16 protein-coding genes are annotated in these 20,760 nt (G+C 71.2%); 9 read left to right on the top strand and 7 right to left on the bottom strand.

The window, feature by feature from the left end; all coding sequences use genetic code 11:
• Nucleotides 1-376 precede the first annotated feature (376 nt).
• From abc-f to ABD346_RS35255, 4 genes are all read left to right on the top strand, one after another.
• Entirely contained in the window at nucleotides 377-2,008 is a 1,632-nt protein-coding gene (gene abc-f, locus ABD346_RS35240) for a ribosomal protection-like ABC-F family protein (protein WP_344380397.1), read from the top strand.
• Between the two features lie 69 nt (nucleotides 2,009-2,077).
• Nucleotides 2,078-2,527: a VOC family protein gene (locus tag ABD346_RS35245; protein WP_344380398.1), complete on the top strand. Its 450-nt coding sequence runs from the start codon at nucleotides 2,078-2,080 to the stop codon at nucleotides 2,525-2,527.
• A 262-nt stretch (nucleotides 2,528-2,789) separates the two neighbouring features.
• Nucleotides 2,790-3,773 carry a M28 family metallopeptidase gene (locus ABD346_RS35250; protein WP_344380399.1) on the top strand — a complete coding sequence of 328 codons (984 nt, stop codon included), beginning with the start codon at nucleotides 2,790-2,792 and terminating at the stop codon, nucleotides 3,771-3,773.
• Between the two features lie 164 nt (nucleotides 3,774-3,937).
• Complete coding sequence (locus tag ABD346_RS35255) at nucleotides 3,938-4,513, top strand: flavodoxin family protein (RefSeq protein WP_344380400.1); 576 nt, start codon at nucleotides 3,938-3,940, stop codon at nucleotides 4,511-4,513.
• On the opposite strand, the gene ABD346_RS35260 is transcribed toward ABD346_RS35255, so the two are convergent.
• The 4 genes from ABD346_RS35260 to ABD346_RS35275 form a co-directional block, all read right to left on the bottom strand.
• The gene (locus tag ABD346_RS35260; RefSeq protein ID WP_344380401.1) at nucleotides 4,479-5,084 is read right to left on the bottom strand and encodes a TetR/AcrR family transcriptional regulator; all 606 of its coding nucleotides are present in this window, start codon (nucleotides 5,082-5,084) and stop codon (nucleotides 4,479-4,481) included. The two genes, ABD346_RS35255 and ABD346_RS35260, sit on opposite strands and share 35 nt — an antisense overlap.
• A 229-nt stretch (nucleotides 5,085-5,313) precedes the next feature.
• The gene (locus tag ABD346_RS35265) at nucleotides 5,314-6,222 is read right to left on the bottom strand and encodes an ABC transporter permease (protein ID WP_381224642.1); all 909 of its coding nucleotides are present in this window, start codon (nucleotides 6,220-6,222) and stop codon (nucleotides 5,314-5,316) included.
• Nucleotides 6,209-7,156, bottom strand: a complete 948-nt coding sequence (locus ABD346_RS35270; protein ID WP_344380403.1) for an ABC transporter ATP-binding protein — start codon at nucleotides 7,154-7,156, stop codon at nucleotides 6,209-6,211. Before ABD346_RS35270 ends, ABD346_RS35265 begins: the two co-directional genes overlap by 14 nt.
• A 218-nt stretch (nucleotides 7,157-7,374) precedes the next feature.
• On the bottom strand, nucleotides 7,375-8,601 hold the full coding sequence (locus ABD346_RS35275; RefSeq protein ID WP_344380404.1) for a LolA family protein: 1,227 nt from the start codon (nucleotides 8,599-8,601) through the stop codon (nucleotides 7,375-7,377).
• 348 nt (nucleotides 8,602-8,949) lie between these two features.
• Between ABD346_RS35275 and ABD346_RS35280 the strand changes: the two genes are divergently transcribed.
• Nucleotides 8,950-9,513: a hypothetical protein gene (locus ABD346_RS35280; RefSeq protein WP_344380405.1), complete on the top strand. Its 564-nt coding sequence runs from the start codon at nucleotides 8,950-8,952 to the stop codon at nucleotides 9,511-9,513.
• Between the two features lie 16 nt (nucleotides 9,514-9,529).
• On the opposite strand, the gene ABD346_RS35285 is transcribed toward ABD346_RS35280, so the two are convergent.
• Entirely contained in the window at nucleotides 9,530-10,540 is a 1,011-nt protein-coding gene (locus ABD346_RS35285; RefSeq protein WP_344380406.1) for a polyprenyl synthetase family protein, read from the bottom strand.
• Between the two features lie 190 nt (nucleotides 10,541-10,730).
• Here ABD346_RS35285 and ABD346_RS35290 point away from each other — a divergent pair, with 190 nt between their 5' ends.
• Both ABD346_RS35290 and ABD346_RS35295 read left to right on the top strand, forming a co-directional pair.
• Nucleotides 10,731-12,230, top strand: coding sequence for a peptide MFS transporter (locus ABD346_RS35290; protein ID WP_344380499.1), 1,500 nt, complete (start codon nucleotides 10,731-10,733; stop codon nucleotides 12,228-12,230).
• A gap of 10 nt (nucleotides 12,231-12,240) precedes the next feature.
• Nucleotides 12,241-14,241: a CocE/NonD family hydrolase gene (locus ABD346_RS35295; RefSeq protein WP_344380407.1), complete on the top strand. Its 2,001-nt coding sequence runs from the start codon at nucleotides 12,241-12,243 to the stop codon at nucleotides 14,239-14,241.
• A 62-nt stretch (nucleotides 14,242-14,303) separates the two neighbouring features.
• Here the strand turns inward: ABD346_RS35295 and ABD346_RS35300 are convergent, their stop codons facing one another.
• Both ABD346_RS35300 and ABD346_RS35305 read right to left on the bottom strand, forming a co-directional pair.
• Entirely contained in the window at nucleotides 14,304-15,503 is a 1,200-nt protein-coding gene (locus tag ABD346_RS35300) for an FAD-dependent oxidoreductase (RefSeq protein ID WP_344380408.1), read from the bottom strand.
• Nucleotides 15,504-15,583: 80 nt separating this feature from the next.
• The gene (locus tag ABD346_RS35305) at nucleotides 15,584-16,819 is read right to left on the bottom strand and encodes a carboxylate--amine ligase (RefSeq protein ID WP_344380500.1); all 1,236 of its coding nucleotides are present in this window, start codon (nucleotides 16,817-16,819) and stop codon (nucleotides 15,584-15,586) included.
• 222 nt (nucleotides 16,820-17,041) lie between these two features.
• Here ABD346_RS35305 and fahA point away from each other — a divergent pair, with 222 nt between their 5' ends.
• Nucleotides 17,042-18,268 (top strand): fumarylacetoacetase, encoded by a 1,227-nt coding sequence (gene fahA, locus ABD346_RS35310; protein WP_344380409.1) that lies wholly within the window; start codon nucleotides 17,042-17,044, stop codon nucleotides 18,266-18,268.
• A 505-nt stretch (nucleotides 18,269-18,773) separates the two neighbouring features.
• Nucleotides 18,774-20,636, top strand: a complete 1,863-nt coding sequence (recQ, locus tag ABD346_RS35315) for a DNA helicase RecQ (RefSeq protein WP_344380410.1) — start codon at nucleotides 18,774-18,776, stop codon at nucleotides 20,634-20,636.
• Nucleotides 20,637-20,760: the final 124 nt, after the last annotated feature.

A 20,760-nucleotide genomic window follows, 5' to 3' on the forward strand; every position in this document is an offset into this window, starting at 1 on the left:
GCCCCCAGGGCTACAGCTTCTCCACCCCCGTCACGGGCGGGCGGGTGGGAGACCCCCGGGGTCTGGGGCGGAGCCCCAGGCGCCGGGCCGCCCGACCCCCTGCACGGGCGGGCGGGTGGGAGACCCCCGGGGGGGTGCAGGGGGCGGAGCCGTTCGGCCCTGGGCAACGGGCCGGCGCCCCCGGGGCACCCAAAAAATCGGGGGACCCGGCGAGCCACCCCCGCTACGGTGAACCCCATGTACTCGTACTACTTCTTCCGCTGACCCGCACCGCGCCCAAGCGGCCCGCAGGGGTGCAAAGACAAACCCCGCCGCGCCGCGACACCGCGCTGCCCTCCGCCAGGAAGAAGCCCCCGAGTACCCCCAGGGAACAACCATGCGCCCCCGCGCCCAAACCAGCCCCTCCCAGCTCACCCTCACCGCCGTCTCCAAGGCATACGGAGACCGCCCCGTGCTGGAAGACGTCTCCCTCACCATCCGCCCCGGCGAGAAGACCGCCGTCATCGGCGAGAACGGCTCCGGCAAGTCGACCCTGCTGCGGCTGCTCGCCGGAGCCGAGCAGCCGGACGCCGGCGAGGTCACCGCCGTCTTCCCCGGCGGCACCGCCCACCTCGCCCAGACCCTGGACCTCGCCCCCGACCGCACCGTCCAGGACGCCGTGGACCACGCGCTGGCAGAGCTGCGTACCCTCGAAGCCGCCATCAGCGCTGCGGAGACGCGCCTCGCGGACGCCGACGAAGCCCAACTCGCCGCCTACGGCGACCTGTTGACGGCGTACGAGGAACGCGACGGCTACCGCGCGGATGCCCGCACCGACGCCGCCCTGCACGCCCTCGGCCTCGCCCACGTGACCCGGGAGCGCGCACTCGGCTCGCTCTCCGGCGGGGAACGGTCCCGCCTGGCACTGGCCTGCGTCCTGGCCGCTGCCCCCGAACTGCTGCTGCTCGACGAGCCGACGAACCACCTGGACCGCCGGGCCACCGACTGGCTCGCGGATCAACTCCGCGCCCACCGGGGCACCTTGGTGGTCGTCACCCACGACCGCGCGTTCCTCGAACGCGTCTCGACGACGATCCTGGAGGTGGACCGGGACCTGCGTACCGTCGTCCGGTACGGCGACGGATGGGCCGGATACCGTACGGCCCGGGCCGCCGCGCGGCGCCGCCGGGAGCTGGCGCACCAGGAGTGGCGCGAGGAGCTGGCCCGTGCCCGGGAGCTGGTCGACGCCGCCGGGCAGCGGCTGGCCGCCGACGGCAGGGACCCCCGCCAGGGCTTCGGCAAGCACCGCCGTTCCTCGGAGGGCAAGCTGTCCGCACAGGTCAGGTCGGCCAGGACGCGCCTGGACCGGTTGGAGCGCGAGCCGGTCGCGGCCCCTCCGCCGCCCCTGCGCTTCAACGCCCGTCTGACCACGGCGGCGGCCACCCCCGACGGCCCGCTCGTCGAGCTGACCGGGGTGAAGGTCGGCCACCGCCTCGACGTACCCGGCCTGACCGTCACACCCGGCCGCCGCCTCCTCGTCTCCGGCCCCAACGGCGCAGGCAAGACCACCCTGCTCCGTGTCCTCGCCGGCGACCTCACCCCGGAGGCGGGCGAGGTGCGTCGCACGAGCCGTCATATCGGATACCTGCCACAGGAGTTGAGCCATACCCCGAGCCGCCTGCCCCTCCTCGGTGCGTACGCCACGGGGCGGCCCGGCCTCCCCGAGGAGTACGCCGACGAGCTCCTCGCGCTCGGCCTGTTCCGGGAGGAGGACCTGGACGTTCCGGTCGCCGCGCTCTCCGTCGGGCAGCGGCGGCGGCTCGAACTGGCCCGCCTGGTGACCCGCCCCGCCGATCTCCTCGTACTGGACGAGCCGACGAACCACGTGTCGCTCGCGCTGGTCGAGGAGGTGGAACAGGCCCTCGCCGACTACTCGGGCGCGGTCGTCGTGGTCTCGCACGACCGCCGCTTCCGGTCCTCCTTCGCGGGCGACGAGTTGGAGCTCCGCGCCGGAGCAGCAGTGGGCTGACCCGCACCCGCCCGGCCACGGCGCCCGCGATTCGGGACGGGACGCCGTGGCCCGGCTATAAACGAACACATGACCCTGCACTGGAAACTCGTCGTCGACGCCGCCGACCCGCACGCCCAGGCCGACTTCTGGGCCGCCGCCCTCGGCTACGCGGTCGAGGACAACAGCGTGCTGATCAACCGGCTGCGGTCGGCCGGCGCGATCGGCCCCGAGATCACCCTGGAACACGGCGGCCGGATCGCCTTTCGGGATCTGGTCGCCGTCCGGCATCCGGACGATTCCTACGACCCCGAGAGCGGCACGGGGCTCGGCCGGCGCATCCTGTTCCAGCGGGTGCCCGAGCCGAAGACGGTGAAGAACCGGCTGCACATCGACGTGCACTCGGCGCCCGGAACCCGGGAGGCCGAGGTCAGTCGTCTGACCGGACTCGGGGCGAGCGCACTGCGCCAAGTGAAGGAACCCGGAGGGGAGTTCACGCTGATGACGGACCCCGAGGGCAACGAGTTCTGCGTCCACTAGGGCCGTCCGGGGCCACCGAGGCTCGGCTTTCGATCCACGTCCGTCCACGCAACTGCCCGCATTTTGACGCTAGTTGGGGCCAAGGCGGGCCCAAGTGGGCTCAAGCGGGGCCAAGCGGGACCTCTTCGACCCCCGCACCCCTGCCACGTCCGGAATCCGAACACCCCTGGCCGATTTACGTTCTTGACGCCTCCTGTACCCCTCCTTGACCATCGGGCTCACGTTTCCGTCCCATCCCCCCACATGGAACACGGAGCCCCCCATGCACAGCTCCCACTCCCGGCGCACCCCGGTCGCGGGCGCGGCGCTCGCCACCGCCGCCCTCGCCGTCGGCCTGCTCGCGCCGACTGTCCACGCGGCCCCGGCGGCACCGGTCACCCCCACACCCGCAGCGGCCTCGGCGCCCGACATACCCGTCGCCAACGTCAAGGCGCACCTCGCCCAGCTCCAGCAGATAGCCAAGGCCAACGGCGGCAACCGCGCCCACGGCCGCTCCGGCTACAAGGCCTCGCTCGACTACGTGAAGGGCAAGCTGGACGCGGCCGGATTCACCACCTCCGTCCAGCAGTTCAGCTCCTCCGGCGCCACCGGCTACAACCTGATCGCCGACTGGCCGGGCGGCGACACCTCCCGGACCGTCATGGCGGGCGCGCACCTCGACTCGGTCACCGCGGGCCCCGGCATCAACGACAACGGATCCGGCTCGGCCGGCATCCTGGAGACCGCGCTCGCCGTCTCGCGGGCCCGGCTCAAGCCCGACAACCACCTGCGGTTCGCCTGGTGGGGCGCCGAGGAGCTGGGCATGGTCGGGTCCCGGAACTACGTCAACTCGCTTTCCACCGGCGACCGTTCGAAGATCTCCGGGTATCTGAACTTCGACATGATCGGCTCGCCGAACCCGGGCTACTTCGTCTACGACGACGATCCCACCCTGGAGAAGGTCTTCAAGGACTACTTCGCCACCCTCTCCATACCGACCGAGATCGAGACGGAGGGCGACGGCCGCTCCGACCACGCCCCGTTCAAGAACGCGGGCATCCCCGTGGGCGGCCTCTTCTCGGGCGCCGACTACACCAAGACGGCGGCCCAGGCTCAGAAGTGGGGCGGCTCGGCGGGCAAGGAGTTCGACGCCTGCTACCACTCCTCCTGCGACACGAGCACCAACATCGACGACACCGCACTGGACCACAACAGCGACGCGATCGCGTACGCGCTCTGGCAACTGGCCGGCGGGACCTCGTCGTGACGTACACCGCGCCCGCCTCCGCCGGGACGGCGAACGGCGGCCGCAAGCCCACCTCCTGAGTTCCCCGACGCGTCCCGTACCGGGCCTCCACGAGATGCATGCGTGTGCATAGAATGCACACGCATGCGTTTTGGGTTGCATCTGGCTTACCTACGGAGGGGACCATGGCTCGCGATTTCCTTTTCCTGCTCGGCAGCACCCGCAGCGGCGGCAACACCGAGACGCTCGCCCGGCAGGCCGCCGAGCAGCTCCCGGCAGGCGACACCGCCCGCTGGCTGAGCCTCGCCGAGCTCCAGCTCCCCGAGTTCCGCGACCTGCGCCACACCGAGGACCGCGGCCAGGCCGCCCCCACCGGGGACGCGGCGACACTCCTGGAGGCGACGCTGGCCGCCACCGATCTGGTGATCGCCTCGCCGCTGTACTGGTACAGCGTCTCCACCCCGGTCAAGCACTACCTCGACCACTGGGTGACCTGGCTCTACGACCCCGAGCTCGACTTCAAGCAGCGCATGGCGGGCCGCACCCTGTGGGGCGTGACCGCGCTCGCCGGCGAGGACCACTCGCAGGCCGACCCACTGGTGGGGACCCTGCGGAACTCTGCCGCGTACATGAACATGAACTGGGGCGGGGTGCTGCTCGGCTCCGGCATACGGCCCGGTGACATCGAGGGCGACGCGGACGCGGTGGCCCGTGCCAAGACCTTCTTCAGCTCCGCCCCGGAGTCCGCAGCGCGCGCATGACATGGGCCACCAGGGTCTCGATCCGCTGTTCGTCGGGCAGCACCCGCCCCAGCGCGTGGCGGTAGTAGAGCGGCCCGTAGAGCATCTCCACGGCCAGCGGAAGATCGGCGTCCGGGGGCAGTTGGCCCTGCTCCTGGGCGCCCCGCATGCGCTGGTAGACCAGCGCGACGCGCGGGATGACGAGTTCGTCGTTGACCGCCCTGGCGAGCCGCTCGTCGTGCAGCAGCTCGGCGAGAATGCCGGTGTACGCGGGCCCCACCACCGGCGAGGTGAACAGCCGCACCAGGCTTCCGATGTGCGTGCGCAGATCGGCTTCGATGTCACCGGTGTCGGGCAGTGGTGAAGCACTGGCCACCAGCTCGGTCACCGCGTCGAGCAGAATCGCGCCCTTCGTCGACCACCAGCGGTAGATCGTCTTCTTGCTGACTCCCGCCCGGGCCGCGATGGCCTCGATGGTGACCTTCCCGTATCCGTTCTCCGCACACAGTTCGAGCGCGGCCGACAGCGTCGCGCTGCGCGATTTCTCGCTGCGGCGCCTGGGGCTCGGGTCGGAAACGGACGGGGTGATCATGCCCTCACTCTACGAGCACGCCCCGAACCGGATTGACAGTCGGGCGTACGACTCCAACAATGACGCAGGAAACGGAACGTGTCGTGTCGAGCCGCCACGGGGGTCGGCTCGCACGACCGGTCCGTTCCGGACACTTCACGTCCTGTTCTGGACGCTTCGCATCCTGTTCCGGACGTTCAATGGCCTCTTTTGGGCTGTTGCGCCGTAATGGCCTCGGCCTTCCGGGGTGTCACGCCGTGATGTCCTTCGCCGTGAAACGGGCCCAGGCCGCCGAGCCGAAGACCGCGACGTACAGGGTCTGGAGCTCGAAGTTCTTCACCAGCTGGTCCCAGTAGACGGGCTCGCGCAGAACGTCCGCGAAGGACAGCCAGTAGTGCGGGAAGAGGTACGGCGCGATCGCGGACAGCTGCGGTATCTGGCCCAGGATCTGGACCGTGATCAGCAGCCCGACGGTCGTGGCCATCGCCGCGATCCCGCTGTTGGTCAGCGTCGAGACGAACAGCCCGAGCGCGGCGATCCCGGACAGCGAGGCCGCCACCACCCCGGCGACCGCGACGGCCCGCAGCAGCCCGTCCACGAAGGAGATCTGCGTACCGGAGATCGTCGTGACGTCGCCGAGCGGGAAGAGCAGCGCACCGACCGCGAGCGCGGATGCCGCCACCGCGAGCGTGGCTATCAGACAGAACGCGAGCACCGAGGCGTACTTGGCGAGAAGCAGCCGTGTGCGGCCCGCCGGGGCGACGAGCAGATAGCGCAGGGTCCCGGAGTTGGCCTCGCCGGCCACCGCGTCGCCCGCCACCACCCCGACCGCCATCGGCAGGAACACCGGCAGGGTGGCCGCGAGGCCCGCGAAAACGAGGAAGAGACCGTTGTTGGTGATCTGCGCGACGAAGGCGGGGCCGTCTCCGCCACCGCCGCCCCGGCCTCCCCCGCCGCCGCCCGTCTGGATCTTCACCGCGATGCCGATCAGGACCGGCACGGCGGCCAGCACCCCCAGCAGTGCGAGCGTGCGCCAGCGGCGCAGCACCGTGACCAGCTCGGAGCGGAACAGACCGAGCGACCACAGGACGCCCGGCTTCCGCTCGGGAGCGGGCTCCGGCTTCTCGAGCGCTACGTCCATGGCCTCAGCCCGCGACATCGAAGCCCTCCCCGGTCAGCGCGACGAAGGCGTCCTCCAGGGACGCCCGCTCGGCCACGAAGCCCCGCACCCGCACCCCGGCCCGCACCAACTCGGCATTGATGTCGGCCAACTCCGTGTCCTCTGGCGGCAGTTCCGCTGTTACGCGGTTCTCGTCCACCGTTACGTCGGCGATCCCGCGCTCCTTCAGGAGGCGGGCCGCCGCCCCGGTGTCCGGGGTGGTCACCACGAGCCGACCTCGTGCACTCGCGGCGAGCTCGGCCACCTCGCCCTGCACCACGAGCCGGCCCTGGTTCATCACGGCGGCGTGCGAGCAGACCTGCTCGATCTCGTCGAGGAGGTGCGAGGAAAGGAAGACGGTCGTCCCATCCTCGGCCAACTCCCTGATGAGCGCCCGGATTTCGCGCATGCCCTGCGGGTCGAGGCCGTTGGTCGGCTCGTCCAGGACGAGCAGTTCCCGGCGCTGGAGCAGCGCCGCCGCGAGGCCCAGGCGCTGCTTCATGCCCAGCGAGTACGCCCGCGCCTTCTTGCCCGCCGCCGCCGTGAGGCCCACCCGGTCCAGGGCGGCCGTCACCCGGGCGGTGCGGGTGCGCGGGTCGGCGGTGGGGTCGGCGGCGTCGTACCGCAGCAGGTTGTCGCGGCCGGACAGGAAGCCGTACAGGGCGGGGCCCTCGATCAGGGCGCCCACCCTGGGGAGCACGGTGCGGGCGGCTCTCGGCATGGGGCTGCCCAGGACGCGCGCGGTGCCGTCGGTCGGCTCGATGAGGCCCATCAGCATGCGGATGGTGGTGGTTTTGCCCGAGCCGTTGGGGCCGAGGAAGCCGAAGACGCTGCCGCGGGGCACGGTGAGGTCGAGCCTGTTCACGGCCAGCTGGCCGCCGCGGTAGCGCTTGGTCAGGCCGTGCGTCTCGATGGCCGCCGGTTCTTTCCCCACCCCGCCCCTTCCCACTGTGACATTGTGCGGCTCCGCCGCGTGGCCTCCGAGGGCGTGAATGGGCCGAGGTCCGTTCCCGGGGGCCTGCCCCCGGACCCCCGCTCCTCAACCGCCGGAGGGGCTGACTTTTGCTCGGCGAAGCTGGACATGCCCCGAGCGGCATTCCTTTGTGCGCAGGGCCGGGAAGGGGGCGACCAGCCCTCTTCCCGGCCCCCCTGCTACTTGGCCGAGTTGGCCGCGTTCACCAGTGCGTCCTTCGTCACCGCGCCCACGTACACCTTGCCGTTGTCCGTGATCAGGGCGTTCACCAGGCGGGTCTTGAAGACCGTGCCCGTGCCGAACTTGCCGGAGACCTTGTCGCCGAGGGAGTCCAGGAACTTCTGGGCGTCGCCCCCGCCCTTGGTGTTGTCCGCCTTCGGCATGCCCTTGCCGCCGGTGTCGAGCTCGGCGATGGCGGTCCAGCCCTTGCCGATCACCTTGGTGTTCTTGGCGTTCTTGGCGTCTCCGAAGGAGCCGAGGCCGCCGGGCAGGCTCTGCTCGGGCAGAGACGTCTGCTTCTGCCTGCCGTCGTCCTCGGTGACCTTCGCGCCCTTGGGCGCGCTGAACCTGAAGGTGTCCGCCGACGGCTTCGAGAAGTCGACCTTGGTGAAGCCCGCGTCGACCACGGCCTTGCCGCCCGCGCTCGGCGAGAGCGTGAACTTCAGCGGCACACCCGTCTTGGCGTCCACCGCTATGCGGACCGAGCCGATCGTCGAGCCGGACTGCTTCGGCTTGATCAGGAGCTGGTACGCGTCGCGCCCGGCCACCTGGGACGTGCCGTCGACCGACACCGCGGTGGTGGGGTCGACGTTCTTCAGGAACTCGTCGGCCAGCGCCTTCGGCGTGGTCGGCATGCCCGCGTCCGGGGTCTTCCCGCCGTGGCCCTCCGCCGCGTCCGCCGCGGACTTCTTCGAGTGGAAGACCTGGTTGGAGCCGCTGTCGTACGCCCAGACGTCGTTGCCGTTGTGGATCAGGCTGTACTCGGCCGCGTCCTCCAGGATCGACACCTTCTGGCGGTCCGGGCCGTCGGCCGCGACGCGCAGGGTGTGCGTGCCCGAGGCGAGCTCGGTGAGCTTCGCGTCCGGGGACGCCGACTTGTCCGAGCCGCCGCCCTTGGGGGCGAACGAGCCGAGGCTGCCGAGGCCGGGCAGGCCCAGGTCGGTCGTGATCTTCATCGTGCCGGAGAGCTGCTGCGTGTCCGACGCGGCCATCTTCTCGATGAGCTGCTGCGCGCTGATCTTCGGCAGACTGGGGTCACCGGAAGCGGCGAGCGCCGGGACCAGTCCAATGGTCGCCGCCGCGACCCCCGCCACCCCGACCGGGACGAGATAGCGCGCCGCCTTCCGGCGGCCCGCGCCGAGGTCCCTGGCCTCGTCGGTGGCCTGTGCGCTGTCGTTCGGTGCCATGTGTGCCCTACCTCCGTGGTCGGCGGCGTCCGTCCGTCGTGCTCAGTTCCACCCCGCGCCGCCATTCTCACCCGAATTGGTCAGGAGTGGTGCTTCCAATCTGACCAAAACGACCGCCTCGGCGCGTCAGCCCCCGGGAGCAACCTCACGTACCTCTCCGGTATGACAGAACCCCGAGGCGGCTAGCCCGTCCAGTAGGGGTCGGCGGCGCGTCCGGCCTCCCGGCCGAGTCGCCCGGGTCACACATGCATGGCTCGAAGTGAGTGCCGAGGCGGCCGGATCCGTATCCCTGGGTGAGAGCAAGCGGCACCGTCAAGCCCTGCTGAAGCCCTACCAAGGGGGTTCGCCATGCTCAGGAATCAGCGCATCGCGGTCGGCGCGACAGCCGGGGTCTTCGCCCTCGCGCTCGCCGTCGGCGGATGCGGAAGCAGCAACTCCGGCTCCGGTGGTTCCACTTCCACCACCAGCCCCTCCACCAGCAGCAGCTCAAGCGGCAGCACGGCCCTGCCCGCCGCCGACACCCTCTCCACGGCCAAGGTCGACAAGGTCGGCACGGTGGTCGTCGACAGCAAGGGGTTCGTGCTCTACCGCTTCGACAAGGACACCGCGAAGCCGACGCCCAGGTCGAACTGCTACGGCACCTGCGCCGCCCAGTGGCCGCCCGCCCCCGCGACCGGCAACGTCACGGTGAAGGGCATCGACAAGTCCCTGGTCGGCTCGGTCATCCGCAACGACGGCACCAAGCAGCTCACCCTCGCGGGGTGGCCGCTCTACCGGTACGCCAAGGACGACGAGCCGCACGAGGCGTACGGCCAGGGCGTCGGCGGCATCTGGTTCGCGGCGACGCCGACCGGCGCGAAGGCCATGACGAGCGACACCGGCAGCAGCTCGGGAGGCGGCTCCGGCTACTGACGGCTGAGGCCGGCCGTCAGCCCGCGCGGTGCACGACCGCGTCGCAGAGCTCTTCCAGCGCGGACTTCGCATACCCGGAGGGCAGCGGCGCGAGCGTGGCCCGCGCCTCCTCCGCGTACCGGACGGTGTCCCTGCGCGCCTGCTCAAGGGCCGGGTGGACGCGCAGCCGGCGCAGCGCCTCCGCGTGCCGGGCGTCGTCGCTGAGGTCGCCGTCGAGCAGCGCCACGAGCTCCAGGTCGTCCGGGCGGCCGTACTGGGCGGCCTGCGCCCGCAGGTGCAGCACGGGCAGCGTCGGGATGCCCTCGCGCAGATCGGTGCCCGGGGTCTTGCCGGACTCGTGCGAGTCGCTGGCGATGTCCAGGACGTCGTCGGCGAGCTGGAAGGCAGTGCCCAGGCGCTCGCCGTACTGCGTGAGGATGTCGACGACCGTCTCGTCGGCGCCGGACATCATCGCGCCGAACCGGCCGGAGACCGCGACGAGCGAGCCCGTCTTGCCGGACAGCACGTCGAGGTAGTGGTCGACCGGGTCGCGCCCGTCGCGGGGGCCCGCCGTCTCCAGGATCTGGCCGGTGACGAGCCGTTCGAACGCCTCGGCCTGAATCCGTACGGCCTCGGGACCGAGATCCGCCAGTATGTGCGAGGCGCGCGCGAAGAGAAAATCACCCGTGAGAACCGCGACGGAGTTGCCCCAGCGGGCGTTGGCGCTGTCCACGCCGCGCCGCACATCGGCCTCGTCCATCACGTCGTCGTGGTACAGCGTCGCGAGGTGCGTGAGCTCGACGACCACCGCGGAGGGCACGACGCCCGGCGCGTACGGATCGCCGAACTGGGCGGCCAGCATCACGATCAGCGGGCGGAATCGCTTGCCACCTGCACGGATGAGGTGCTGCGCGGCCTCCGTGATGAACGGAACCTCGCTCTTGGTGGCATCGAGCAGTCCCGCCTCGACAGCCGCCAATCCGGTCTGGACATCGGCTTCAAGTGCCTGGTCCCGCACGCTCAGCCCGAACGGCCCGACGACGGTCACGAGGGGTACTCCTGTCTGCTGACGATCACACGGATTGTCGATGTGTCGCTGCCTTCACTCAAGTCAGCGTATCGGGTCGCTGTTCGATCACCGTGGGCGCCTTCCCGTCACCCCTCGCGCACAGTCCCTTCGACCCCGGTATGTTCTTGATCAGCTCATACGATCAGGAGTGGACCTTTTGTCCGGAACGATGACCGACATCCCCGACGATCCGGCCGCGGAGCAGCCGCCTCCGCGGGACGACCACGCCTTCCTCGGTCAGCCGCGCGGTCTGCTCACCCTCTCCGGCCTGGAGGTCTGGGAGCGGTTCTCGTTCCTCGGGATGCAGGCGATCCTCGTCCTGTACTTCGCCGACTCGGTCGCGAACGACGGCATGGGCATGGCCGCGGGCACCGCCGCCTCCGTCTCGGCCGCGTACGGCACGCTCGTCTATCTGGTCTCGGTGGCCGGCGGCTGGCTCGCCGACCGCATCCTCGGCTCGTACCGCGCGGTCCTGTACGGCGGCGTCCTCATCGCCTGCGGCCACTACGCGATGGCCGTGCCCGCCCCCGCTGCGACCTGGGCCGGGCTCGGTCTGATCAGCGCGGGCACCGGCCTGCTCAAGCCCAATGTGGCGTCCATGGTCGGCAAGCTCTACCGCACCGACGACGAGCGGCGGGACGCCGGATTCGCGCTCTACTACATGGGGATCAACGTCGGCGCCTTCGCGGGCCCGCTGATCACCGGCTGGCTCGGCGACCACAAGGGCTGGCACTGGGGCTTCTCGGCGGCCGCGATCGGCATGACCTTCGGCCTGATCCAGTACGTGCTCGGCCGGCGCCACCTGGCCGGACGCAAGCACGCGGCCGAGTTCGCCCTGCCGCCCGAGGGCATGCGCCGCGCGGTCCACCTCATGGTGCTCGGCGCCCTGCTGGTCGCGGCGCTCGCCGTGCTGCTCGCGCTCGGCGGCTGGCTGACGATGGGCCGCTTCGTCGACCTGCTCACCCTGATCTCGGTGATCGCGCCGGTCGTCTACTTCGCGGTGATGTTCGCCAGCCCCCGTGTGAGCGCCGAGGAACGCGGCCGCCTGAGGCCCTACGTGGTCCTGTTCCTGGCCTCGGTGGCGTTCAACTTCATCCTGTTCCAGGCGTACTCGACGATGATGCTGCTCGCCTCGACCAACGCCGAGACGACCATCCTCGGCTTCCACTTCCCGGCGAGCTGGTACGCCTCCGCGCTGGGCGCGTTCGAGGTGGCGCTCGCGCCGGTGGTGGCCGCCGTGTGGGCCCGCATGGGCCCGCGCCAGCCGCACGCCTCCAACAAGATCGCCTTCGGCGTGATCCTGGGCGGCCTGTCCTTCCTGCTGATGGTCCTGCCGACGGCCGGGCACGGCGGCGACACGTACAAGATGGCGGCCTGGTGGATCGTCGGCTCGTATCTGCTGCTCGGACTCGGCGACATCCTGCTCGAAACCTCCGGCATGTCGGCCACCACCAAGCTCGCCCCTAAGGCCTTCGCCAGCCAGACGATGTCGCTCTGGTTCCTCTCCCTCGCGCTCGCCAACGGCATCCAGGCGCAGACCGTGAAGGTGTACGGAAAGGTCTCCGACCCCGCCTACTTCGGCCTGAACGGCGCCATCGCGGTGGCTGTCGGCATCGCCGTGATCCTCGCCGCCCCCTGGCTCAAGCGCACCATGCACCCCGTCCACTGAGGTTGCCGCCATGCACATCCGCACCGAATTCCCGTACCAGACGCAGCGCGAGGATGTCCGGATCCCGCTGTCCGACGGCACGTTGCTGTACGCGCGCGTCTGGCGCCCGGTCACCGAGGAGCCCGTTCCGGCGCTGCTCGAATACCTCCCGTACCGCCTGACCGACTGGACGGCGCCGCGCGACTGGCAGCGCCACCCCTGGTACGCGGGGCACGGCTATGCGTCCGTACGCGTCGACGTGCGCGGGCACGGCTGCTCCCAGGGCCTGCCGGGCGACGAGTACGACGCGACCGAACTCGCCGACGGTGTCGCGGTCGTCAACTGGCTCGCCCAGCAGCCCTGGTGCACCGGCAGGGTCGGCATGTTCGGCATCTCCTGGGGCGGCTTCAACAGCCTCCAGATCGCCGCCCTCGCACCCGAACCGCTGAAGGCGATCGTCACCGTCTGCTCGACCGACGACCGCTACGACAACGACGTGCACTACATGGGCGGTTCGGTGCTCGCCGTCGACATGCACGCCTGGGCCGCCACCATGCTCGCCTTCGTCTCGCGCCCGCCGGACCCCGCGTTCGTCGGGGAAAAATGGCGAGAAATGTGGCTTGAACGCCTCGAAGCGGTGAAGCCGTTCATCCACACCTGGCTCGCCCACCAGACCCGCGACGACTACTGGAAGCACGGCAGCGTCTGCGAGGACTACGGCGCGATCGACGCGGCCGTCCTCGCGGTGGGCGGCTGGCACGACCCGTACCGCGACACGGTCCTGCGCCTCGTGGAACACCTCCCGCCCGACCGGGTACGCGGCCTGATCGGCCCCTGGTCCCACCAGTACCCGGACCGCGGGCTCCCCCCTGGCCCGGCGATCGGCTTCCTCCAGGAGACCCTGCGCTGGTGGGACCACCATCTCAAGGGCGAGGAGACGGGCGTGATGAAGGAGCCGCTCCTGCGCTCCTGGATCAGCGAGTCGCACCCGCCGGCCACGGTGTACGCGGAGCTCCCGGGCCGCTGGGTGGGCGATCCGGCCTGGCCCTCGCCCCACGTCACACCCGTCTCCTACACACTCCGGGGCGCGCCCGTGCGGGTGCGCTCGCCGCAGCACACGGGCCTGGACGCGGGCCGCTTCTTCCCGTTCGGAAACGACGCGGACCTCCCCCCGGACCAGCGCGCCGAGGACGCCCACTCGGCGGCCTTCGACTTCCCGGTACCGGCGGACTCGGGCCCGCTGGAAATCCTGGGCCGCCCCCAGGTCACCCTCCGCCTGCGCATGGACGTCCCGTACGGCCAGGCGATCGCCCGCCTCTGCGACGTGGCCCCGGACGGCTCGTCGACGCTGGTGACGCGGGGGGTGCTGAACCTGTCGGCGCGGCATGGACGCGACCGGGCGGAGCCGTGGCCCCTGGGCAGGACGGAGGATGTGGCGTTCTCCCTGAACGCCATCGGGCACACCTTCCCCCCGGGCCACCGCATCCGGCTGGCCGTCTCCTCCGCCTACTGGCCGTGGATCTGGCCGCAGGCCGACTCGGTGGGCTTCACCCTCGACCCGGTGGGCTCCGCCCTCCGACTCCCGCTCAGGGAGCACACGTCGAACGACACGATCGCCTTCGCGGACCCCGAGCAGTCCGAGCCGCTGGGCGTCTCGTACCCGGCCCCGCTGGACGAGCCGCGCCCCGAGCGCCTGGTGGTACGCGACGTGGCGAAGGGCGAGTGGCGCCTGGAGGTGGATCCGCGGTACGGGGGCACGCGGGTGTACCCGGACGGGCTCGAATTCACGGAGGACGCGAAGGAGACGTACACGATCGACGAGTCCGACCCGCTGTCCGCGCGGACCCGCTCGGACTGGCATCTGCGGTTGCACCGGCCGGAGTTGGCGTGGGACGTGACGATCGACACGCGCTCGGAGATCACGTGCGATGCGGCGGATTTCATCACCTCTGACGAGGTGGTGTGCCGGGAGGGGGGCGAGGTGGTGTTCCACCGGACATGGGAGCGGCGCATCCCCCGGAACGCGGGGTAGTTCCCCCACCCCGCCCCTTCCCACTGTGACACTCTGCTGGAAGGGGCGGGGTGGGGAGGATCTCAGCCCGCTGCCACCGACATCGCCAGCCGCGGCGACGCGTACTCCGTGCCGCACACGAACCGCATCACCGGCCCGAAGGACGACGCGGCCGGAAGGCCGGTGAAGTACAGGCCCCGCACCGTCGACTGATAGCCCGCGTCCAGCACCGGCGCACCCCGCGACGTGGACAACTGCGTCCGCAGCCCGTGCCCGAGGAAGTCGAGCGCCGCCACGTCCATGCGATAGCCCGTCGCCGCCATCACATGGTCCGCCGAGAGCTCGCGCCCGGACCCCCCGCTCAGGGTGAGCACCGGCCGGCCCTCCTCGACCCGGGCCCGTACGATCCGCCGCCCGTCCGTCACCGCCACCCGCCCGGTGAACCGGTCCCGCAGCCACCACGCCCCCAGCGGCCCCAGCACGTTGCGGACCAGATAGTGGCGGGCCGGCGCGGGCAGATGGCGGAAGTGGGTCGCGTGGTACGAGAAGGCGTGCAGCGACCACGCCCTGCCGAAGGGCGAGTTGGGGGTGAAGCGGGGCTGCTGGTCGGGGGCCGCCCCGAACCGCACGGCCCCCGCCCCGCGCGCGACGACCCGCACGCGGGCCCCCGCCTCGGCCATCAGCACCGCGTCCTCCAGGGCGGACTGGCCGGCCCCGATCACCAGGACCTCACGCCCCGCGAACGCGGACAGGTCGTGGTGCTGGGCGGCGTGCGAGACGGGCCCGGTCGCCGAGGGGCCGTCCGGAACCGCCGCGGCCAGTTCGCGCGGCAGCCGGGCCAGGCCCGAGAGCCCGGTCGCCACCACGACGGCCCGCGCCTCGAAGCTCTCGCCGGAGTCCAGCTTGAGCGCGAAGTGCCCGCCGGGCACCCGGTCCACCGAGACCACCCTGACCTGCTCCAGATCGGGGAAAAGCCGCTCGGCGAACCACTGCCCGTACGCCGCGAAGGTCTCCACGGGGATCAGGTCCCAGTCCGATTCGAGCCGCCGCGCCCCGGTGTCCGCGCAGAAGTCGAGCAGCCCGTACCCCCGCTGCGGAGCATCGATGCTGGAGGCGACCGGCGTCGACTTGAGGACCATGCCCGCCGGCATGTGCTTCCGCCAGCTCACCATCGGCGAGCCGAAGACGCGGACCGGTATGCCCCGGGCGCGCAGATGGGCGGCGGCGGACAGGCCGAACGGCCCCGCCCCGATGACCGCCACCGGACGTGTCGCAGTGCTCACTCGCAGTCCCCTTCTCGGAATGTGACTCACCCCGCTCACGGTCTCGACAACCGTACGGGTCAGGTGAGTTGGTACTGGATCTACTTCGTCACCGCGCGGCGGGAGCTCCGCCAGAGCCGGTACAGATGCTGTGCACCGGGGCCCACGAAACGGGCCATCATCGTGAAGAAGGGTCTGAGGTCGTCCCCGGCGACCCACGCGTACTCGGTGCCGGCCGGGCGTTCGGGCGCATGAGGCGTGGTGTAGCCGCTGCGCCGGTAGGCGAGCAGCGCGGGCAGGTCGATGTTCTCGACGACATAGCGGTGCCCGGCCCGCTGTTCGCCCTCCGGGACCCGGCGGCCGGTGAGGTGGAGGTGCTGGGCGCGGACGACGTCGATGCCCGCCTCGCTCTCGAAGAGCCGGAACTGGGCGCCCATGCGCGGGTTGAAGTCCAGGAGCTTGTAGCGGCCGTCGCGGCGGTCGAAGCGCAGATCGAGGTCGACGATGCCGGTGAAGCCGATCCTCTTGACGAACTGCTCGGCCAGGGCGGCCAGTTCGGGGTTGTCGACGACGTACGCGTTCGCCGTCATCCCCGCGTGCGGCGGCCAGGACCGCACCTTCACGCCGGTGAACAGGGCGAGCGGGCTGGAATTCTCGTCGAAGTACGCGTGCACGATCCAGTCCTCGGCCTGCTCGCGCGGCAGGTACTCCTGGAGGATCACGCCGGGCCGATCGCCCCAGCCGCGGGCCAGCGCGAGCAGGTGCGCGCGGTCCTCGACCCGGGTGGTGCCGGGCACGGCCGGGCTGCGCCGCCGCACGAAGGCCTCCCGGTTCTTGGCCACCACCGGGAAGCGCGCGTGCCGTGCGAAGTCCTCGACGTCGGCGTACGTCTCGGGAAAGGCGGCCGCCGGGGACGGCACTCCGTGCTCCACGCACAGCTCGTGCAGCCCCTGTTTGCTGGCGAGACGCCGGGGTAACTCGGGCGCCACCGAAGGGAAGAGGAAGAGTTCGGCGAGCTCCTTCTGGTGCTCGGCGATCAGCACCGCGGCCTCTTCGTCGGTCGGAATGAGGACGGCCGGCCGCCCGATCCGCCGGCCGATCCCGAGCAGCCCGTCCACCAGAGCGGCCGGCTCCTCGGCACCGGTCGTCGGCCAGGCGAAGGCGCGCCGGAGGTAACGGGAGTGGGCCGCGGGAGTCCAGCGGTCCTCGGTGATCGCGTACATCGGCACCCCGAGTCTGCCCAGACTGCGGATGGCGCCGACTCCTCCGTGATGCAACGGATAGTTCCCGAACTTCACGATCAGGCCCGGTACGTCCCGGTCCGCCCTGAACAGCACGCTACTGCCCGCCACCAGTCCCCCCTCGGGACAGAGAGCCCCCACAGCCCCGCGGGACACGCGGCCCCCTCGCCTGACGCGCCCCGGACAGAGACGCTAAGGGGGAATGACCGCTTCCGGAGGCGGAATTTCCGGACATTACGAACTCTTTAGGCACTGCCGCCCCGCGCACCGCCGACGTAACGTGTGACCCACAAACCGTGGAAAGCGAGGCAGGCACCGATGTCCGAGCAGAGCCCGCTCGAACTGGCCGAGGGCGACCCCTTCGGCCCGCACAATCTCCCGTACGGCGTCTTCTCCACGCCGGACCGCCCGGCCGACCGGAGGGTTGGCGTCCGCATCGGCGACCACGTCCTGGACGCGGGGGCGGCGGCGCACGCGCTGGGCTCCCCGTACGCGGCGCTCCTCGCCAAGCCGAGCCTCAACCCGCTGCTCGCGGCGGGGCGCACGGCCTGGCGCGATGTACGCCGGGCGCTCACCGCCTGGGTGACGGTGCCCGCCCACCGCCCGGTCGTCGAGCCCCTGCTGCACCCGCTCTCCGACGTCGAACTGCACCTGCCCTACGAGGTCGCCGACTACGTCGACTTCTACGCGAGCGAGCACCACGCCACGAACGTGGGCCAGATCTTCCGCCCCGACGGCGCGGCCCTGACCCCCAACTGGAAGCACCTGCCGATCGGTTACCACGGCCGCTCCGGCACGATCGTGGTCTCGGGCACGGAGGTGCCCCGCCCCCAGGGCCAGCGCAAGGCCCCGACGGATCCGGCTCCCGTCTTCGGCCCCTCGGTGAAGCTGGACATCGAAGCAGAGGTGGGCTTCGTCGTAGGCACGCCTTCGGAGCTGGGCTCCCGCGTCGGACTGAACGGCTTCGACGACCACGTCTTCGGCCTGTTCCTCCTGAACGACTGGTCGGCGCGGGACATCCAGGCCTGGGAGTACGTGCCGCTGGGCCCATTCCTCGGCAAGTCCTTCGCGACGTCGGTGTCGGCGTGGGTGACCCCGCTGGAGGCCCTCGCGGCGGCCAGGGTCTCTCCCCCGGCCCGCGACTTCCCCCTCCTCCCCTACCTGGACGACTCCGCGGAGGAGGTCCCGGGCGGGTTCGACCTCCGCATCACGGTGTCGATCAACGGCACGGTCGTGGCCGAGCCCCCGTTCGCCTCGATGTACTGGACGGCGGCGCAGCAGCTGGCCCACATGACGGTGAACGGCGCGTCGCTGCGTACCGGGGACGTGTACGGCTCGGGCACGGTCAGCGGCCCCGAGCGCGACCAGCGCGGCTCGCTCCTCGAACTCACCTGGAACGGCACGGAGCCGCTGGAGCTGCCGACCGGCAAGCGGGCGTTCCTGGAGGACGGCGACGAGGTGACCCTGACGGCGTGGGCACCGGGGGCGCACGGGGTGCGGGTGGGCTTGGGCGAGGTGAGGGGCCGCATCACTCCACCGCGCTGAGTCATCCCCTCCCCGCCCCTTCCTGAGACCCTCCGGGGGGAAGGGGGAGGGCGTTCCTGGGGCTCTGCCCCAGACCCCGTTCGCGCCTTGAGGGCGCTCGTCCTCAAACTCCCCCAAGGCCTTAAACGCCAGGGGGACCCCCATGACGGGCTGAAGATACCGGTGCTGCCGCTATCGATCCTGCTAGGGGCGCGGGGAACTGCGCGACCAGCCGTCCACGGTCTGCAGCCGAACGCTCGCACACTCAGCCTCTCCGGCGTTTGAGGAGCGGGGGTCCGGGGGCGGAGCCCCCGGGGGACGGACCTCAGCCCACCCCACACCCCCGGCGGGTCCAGGGAAGGGGTGGGGAGGGGCCGCAACAGGGTCTGGGGCGGAGCCCCAGCGCCCCCCGCCCAGGAGGAATCCGGCCAGGGCTGTGGATAACTCTCGGGGTGTCGGCGGGGACGCCTATCGTTGCGAGGGTGAACGGTGAGGCAGCAGACGGACCAGTACGGGGGACAGAGCGATGAACGGCACGGGCGGGACGCACACGGTGGACGCGGAGACCGAGGCCCTCCAGACCTTGCACCGCGTCTTCGGATACGAGTCCTTCCGCGGAGCACAGGGCGAGGTCATCGACCACGTAGTGGCAGGCGGCGACGCCGTCGTCCTCATGCCCACCGGCGGCGGAAAGTCGCTCTGCTACCAGATCCCCGCCCTGGTCAGGCCCGGCACGGGCGTCGTGGTCTCCCCCCTCATCGCGCTCATGCAGGACCAGGTGGACGCGCTGCGCGCGCTCGGCGTGCGCGCCGGGTTCATCAACTCGACCCAGGACTTCGACGAGCGCCGCACCGTCGAGGCCGAGCTGATCGCCGGCGAGCTCGACCTGCTGTACCTGGCGCCCGAGCGGCTCCGCGTGGAGGCCACGCTCGACCTGCTCGCCCGTGCCAAGATCTCCGTGTTCGCGATCGACGAGGCGCACTGCGTCGCCCAGTGGGGCCACGACTTCCGCCCCGACTACCTCGCCCTGTCCCTGCTCGGCGAGCGCTGGCCGGACGTACCGCGCATCGCGCTCACCGCGACCGCCACCGACGCCACCCACCGCGAGATCACCCAGCGCCTCGGCATGCCGGACGCCCGCCATTTCGTGGCGAGCTTCGACCGTCCGAACATCCAGTACCGGATCGTGCCGAAGAACGACCCGAAGAAGCAGCTCCTGACGTTCCTCAAGGAGGAGCACGACGGGGACGCGGGCATCGTCTACTGCCTCTCGCGGGCCTCCGTGGAGAAGACCGCGCAGTACCTGAGCGACAACGGGGTGCAGGCCGTCCCGTACCACGCGGGCCTCGACGCCGGGACGCGCGCCGTCAACCAGTCCCGCTTCCTGCGGGAGGACAGCCTGGTCGTGGTGGCGACCATCGCGTTCGGCATGGGCATCGACAAGCCGGACGTGCGCTTCGTCGCCCACCTCGACCTGCCGAAGTCGGTCGAGGGCTATTACCAGGAGACCGGTCGCGCCGGGCGTGACGGCCTCGCCTCGACGGCCTGGATGGCGTACGGGCTCCAAGACGTAGTCCAGCAGCGGAAGTTGATCCAGGGCGGCGAGGGCGACGAGGCGTTCCGGCGCCGGGCGGCCGCCCACCTGGACGCGATGCTGGCGCTCTGCGAGACCGCCTCGTGCCGCCGGGCCCAGCTCCTCGGGTACTTCGGCCAGGAGGCCACGGCCGAGAACTGCGGCAACTGCGACACCTGCCTGACCCCGCCGCAGACGTGGGACGGCACGGTGGCCGCGCAGAAGGTCCTCTCCACCGTCGTACGGCTTCAGCGCGAGCGGGGCCAGAAGTTCGGCGCGGGCCAGATCATCGACATTCTGCTCGGCCGCAGGACCGCGAAGATCATCCAGTTCGACCATGACGCGCTGTCCGTCTTCGGCATCGGCGAAGACCTGTCCGAGCCCCAATGGCGGGGCGTGGTACGGCAGTTGCTCGCGCTGGGCCTGCTCGCGGTGGAGGGCGAGTACGGGACGCTGGTCCTGACGGAGGCGAGCGGACAGGTGCTCGGCGGGCAGCGCGAGGTCCGGATGCGGACCGAGCCGGAGAAGACGGTGCGGGCGGCGGCGCGGAGCGCCTCGAAGAAGCCCGCCGCGGCGGCGGCCGACCTGCCGGCCGAGGCGCTTCCGGTCTTCGAGGCGCTGCGGGCCTGGCGGGGGGCGCAGGCTAAGGAGGCGGGGGTTCCGGCGTACGTGATCTTCCATGATGCGACGTTGCGGGAGATCGCGACGGTTCGGCCCGGGTCGCTGGATGAGCTGGGCACGATTGGCGGGGTGGGCGAGAAGAAACTCGCGACGTGGGGCGAGGGAGTCCTGTCCGTCCTGGCAGCCATGGACTAGCCCTGCTGGACAAGCCCTGGACCAGCCCCGCCCGAGCCCGGGCGGGGCGCCCTGGCCACGCCCCAGGAAGGGGTCCAGGGGACGCGGCCCCCGCAGGGGTTTGGGGCGCAGCCCCGGGAAACGG

The sequence above is a fragment of the Streptomyces mauvecolor genome (assembly GCF_039532965.1).
Lineage (GTDB): Bacteria > Actinomycetota > Actinomycetes > Streptomycetales > Streptomycetaceae > Streptomyces > Streptomyces violascens.

Excerpts from the sequence above, each read along its gene's own strand:
- abc-f (WP_344380397.1), top strand. The coding sequence starts at position 377 with ATGCGCCCCCGCGCCCAAACCAGCCCCTCCCAGCTCACCCTCACCGCC.
- ABD346_RS35245 (WP_344380398.1), top strand. The coding sequence starts at position 2,078 with ATGACCCTGCACTGGAAACTCGTCGTCGACGCCGCCGACCCGCACGCC.
- ABD346_RS35250 (WP_344380399.1), top strand. The coding sequence starts at position 2,790 with ATGCACAGCTCCCACTCCCGGCGCACCCCGGTCGCGGGCGCGGCGCTC.
- ABD346_RS35255 (WP_344380400.1), top strand. The coding sequence starts at position 3,938 with ATGGCTCGCGATTTCCTTTTCCTGCTCGGCAGCACCCGCAGCGGCGGC.
- ABD346_RS35260 (WP_344380401.1), bottom strand. The coding sequence starts at position 5,084 with ATGATCACCCCGTCCGTTTCCGACCCGAGCCCCAGGCGCCGCAGCGAG.
- ABD346_RS35265 (WP_381224642.1), bottom strand. The coding sequence starts at position 6,222 with ATGTCGCGGGCTGAGGCCATGGACGTAGCGCTCGAGAAGCCGGAGCCC.
- ABD346_RS35275 (WP_344380404.1), bottom strand. The coding sequence starts at position 8,601 with ATGGCACCGAACGACAGCGCACAGGCCACCGACGAGGCCAGGGACCTC.
- ABD346_RS35280 (WP_344380405.1), top strand. The coding sequence starts at position 8,950 with ATGCTCAGGAATCAGCGCATCGCGGTCGGCGCGACAGCCGGGGTCTTC.
- ABD346_RS35290 (WP_344380499.1), top strand. The coding sequence starts at position 10,731 with ATGACCGACATCCCCGACGATCCGGCCGCGGAGCAGCCGCCTCCGCGG.
- ABD346_RS35295 (WP_344380407.1), top strand. The coding sequence starts at position 12,241 with ATGCACATCCGCACCGAATTCCCGTACCAGACGCAGCGCGAGGATGTC.
- fahA (WP_344380409.1), top strand. The coding sequence starts at position 17,042 with ATGTCCGAGCAGAGCCCGCTCGAACTGGCCGAGGGCGACCCCTTCGGC.
- recQ (WP_344380410.1), top strand. The coding sequence starts at position 18,774 with ATGAACGGCACGGGCGGGACGCACACGGTGGACGCGGAGACCGAGGCC.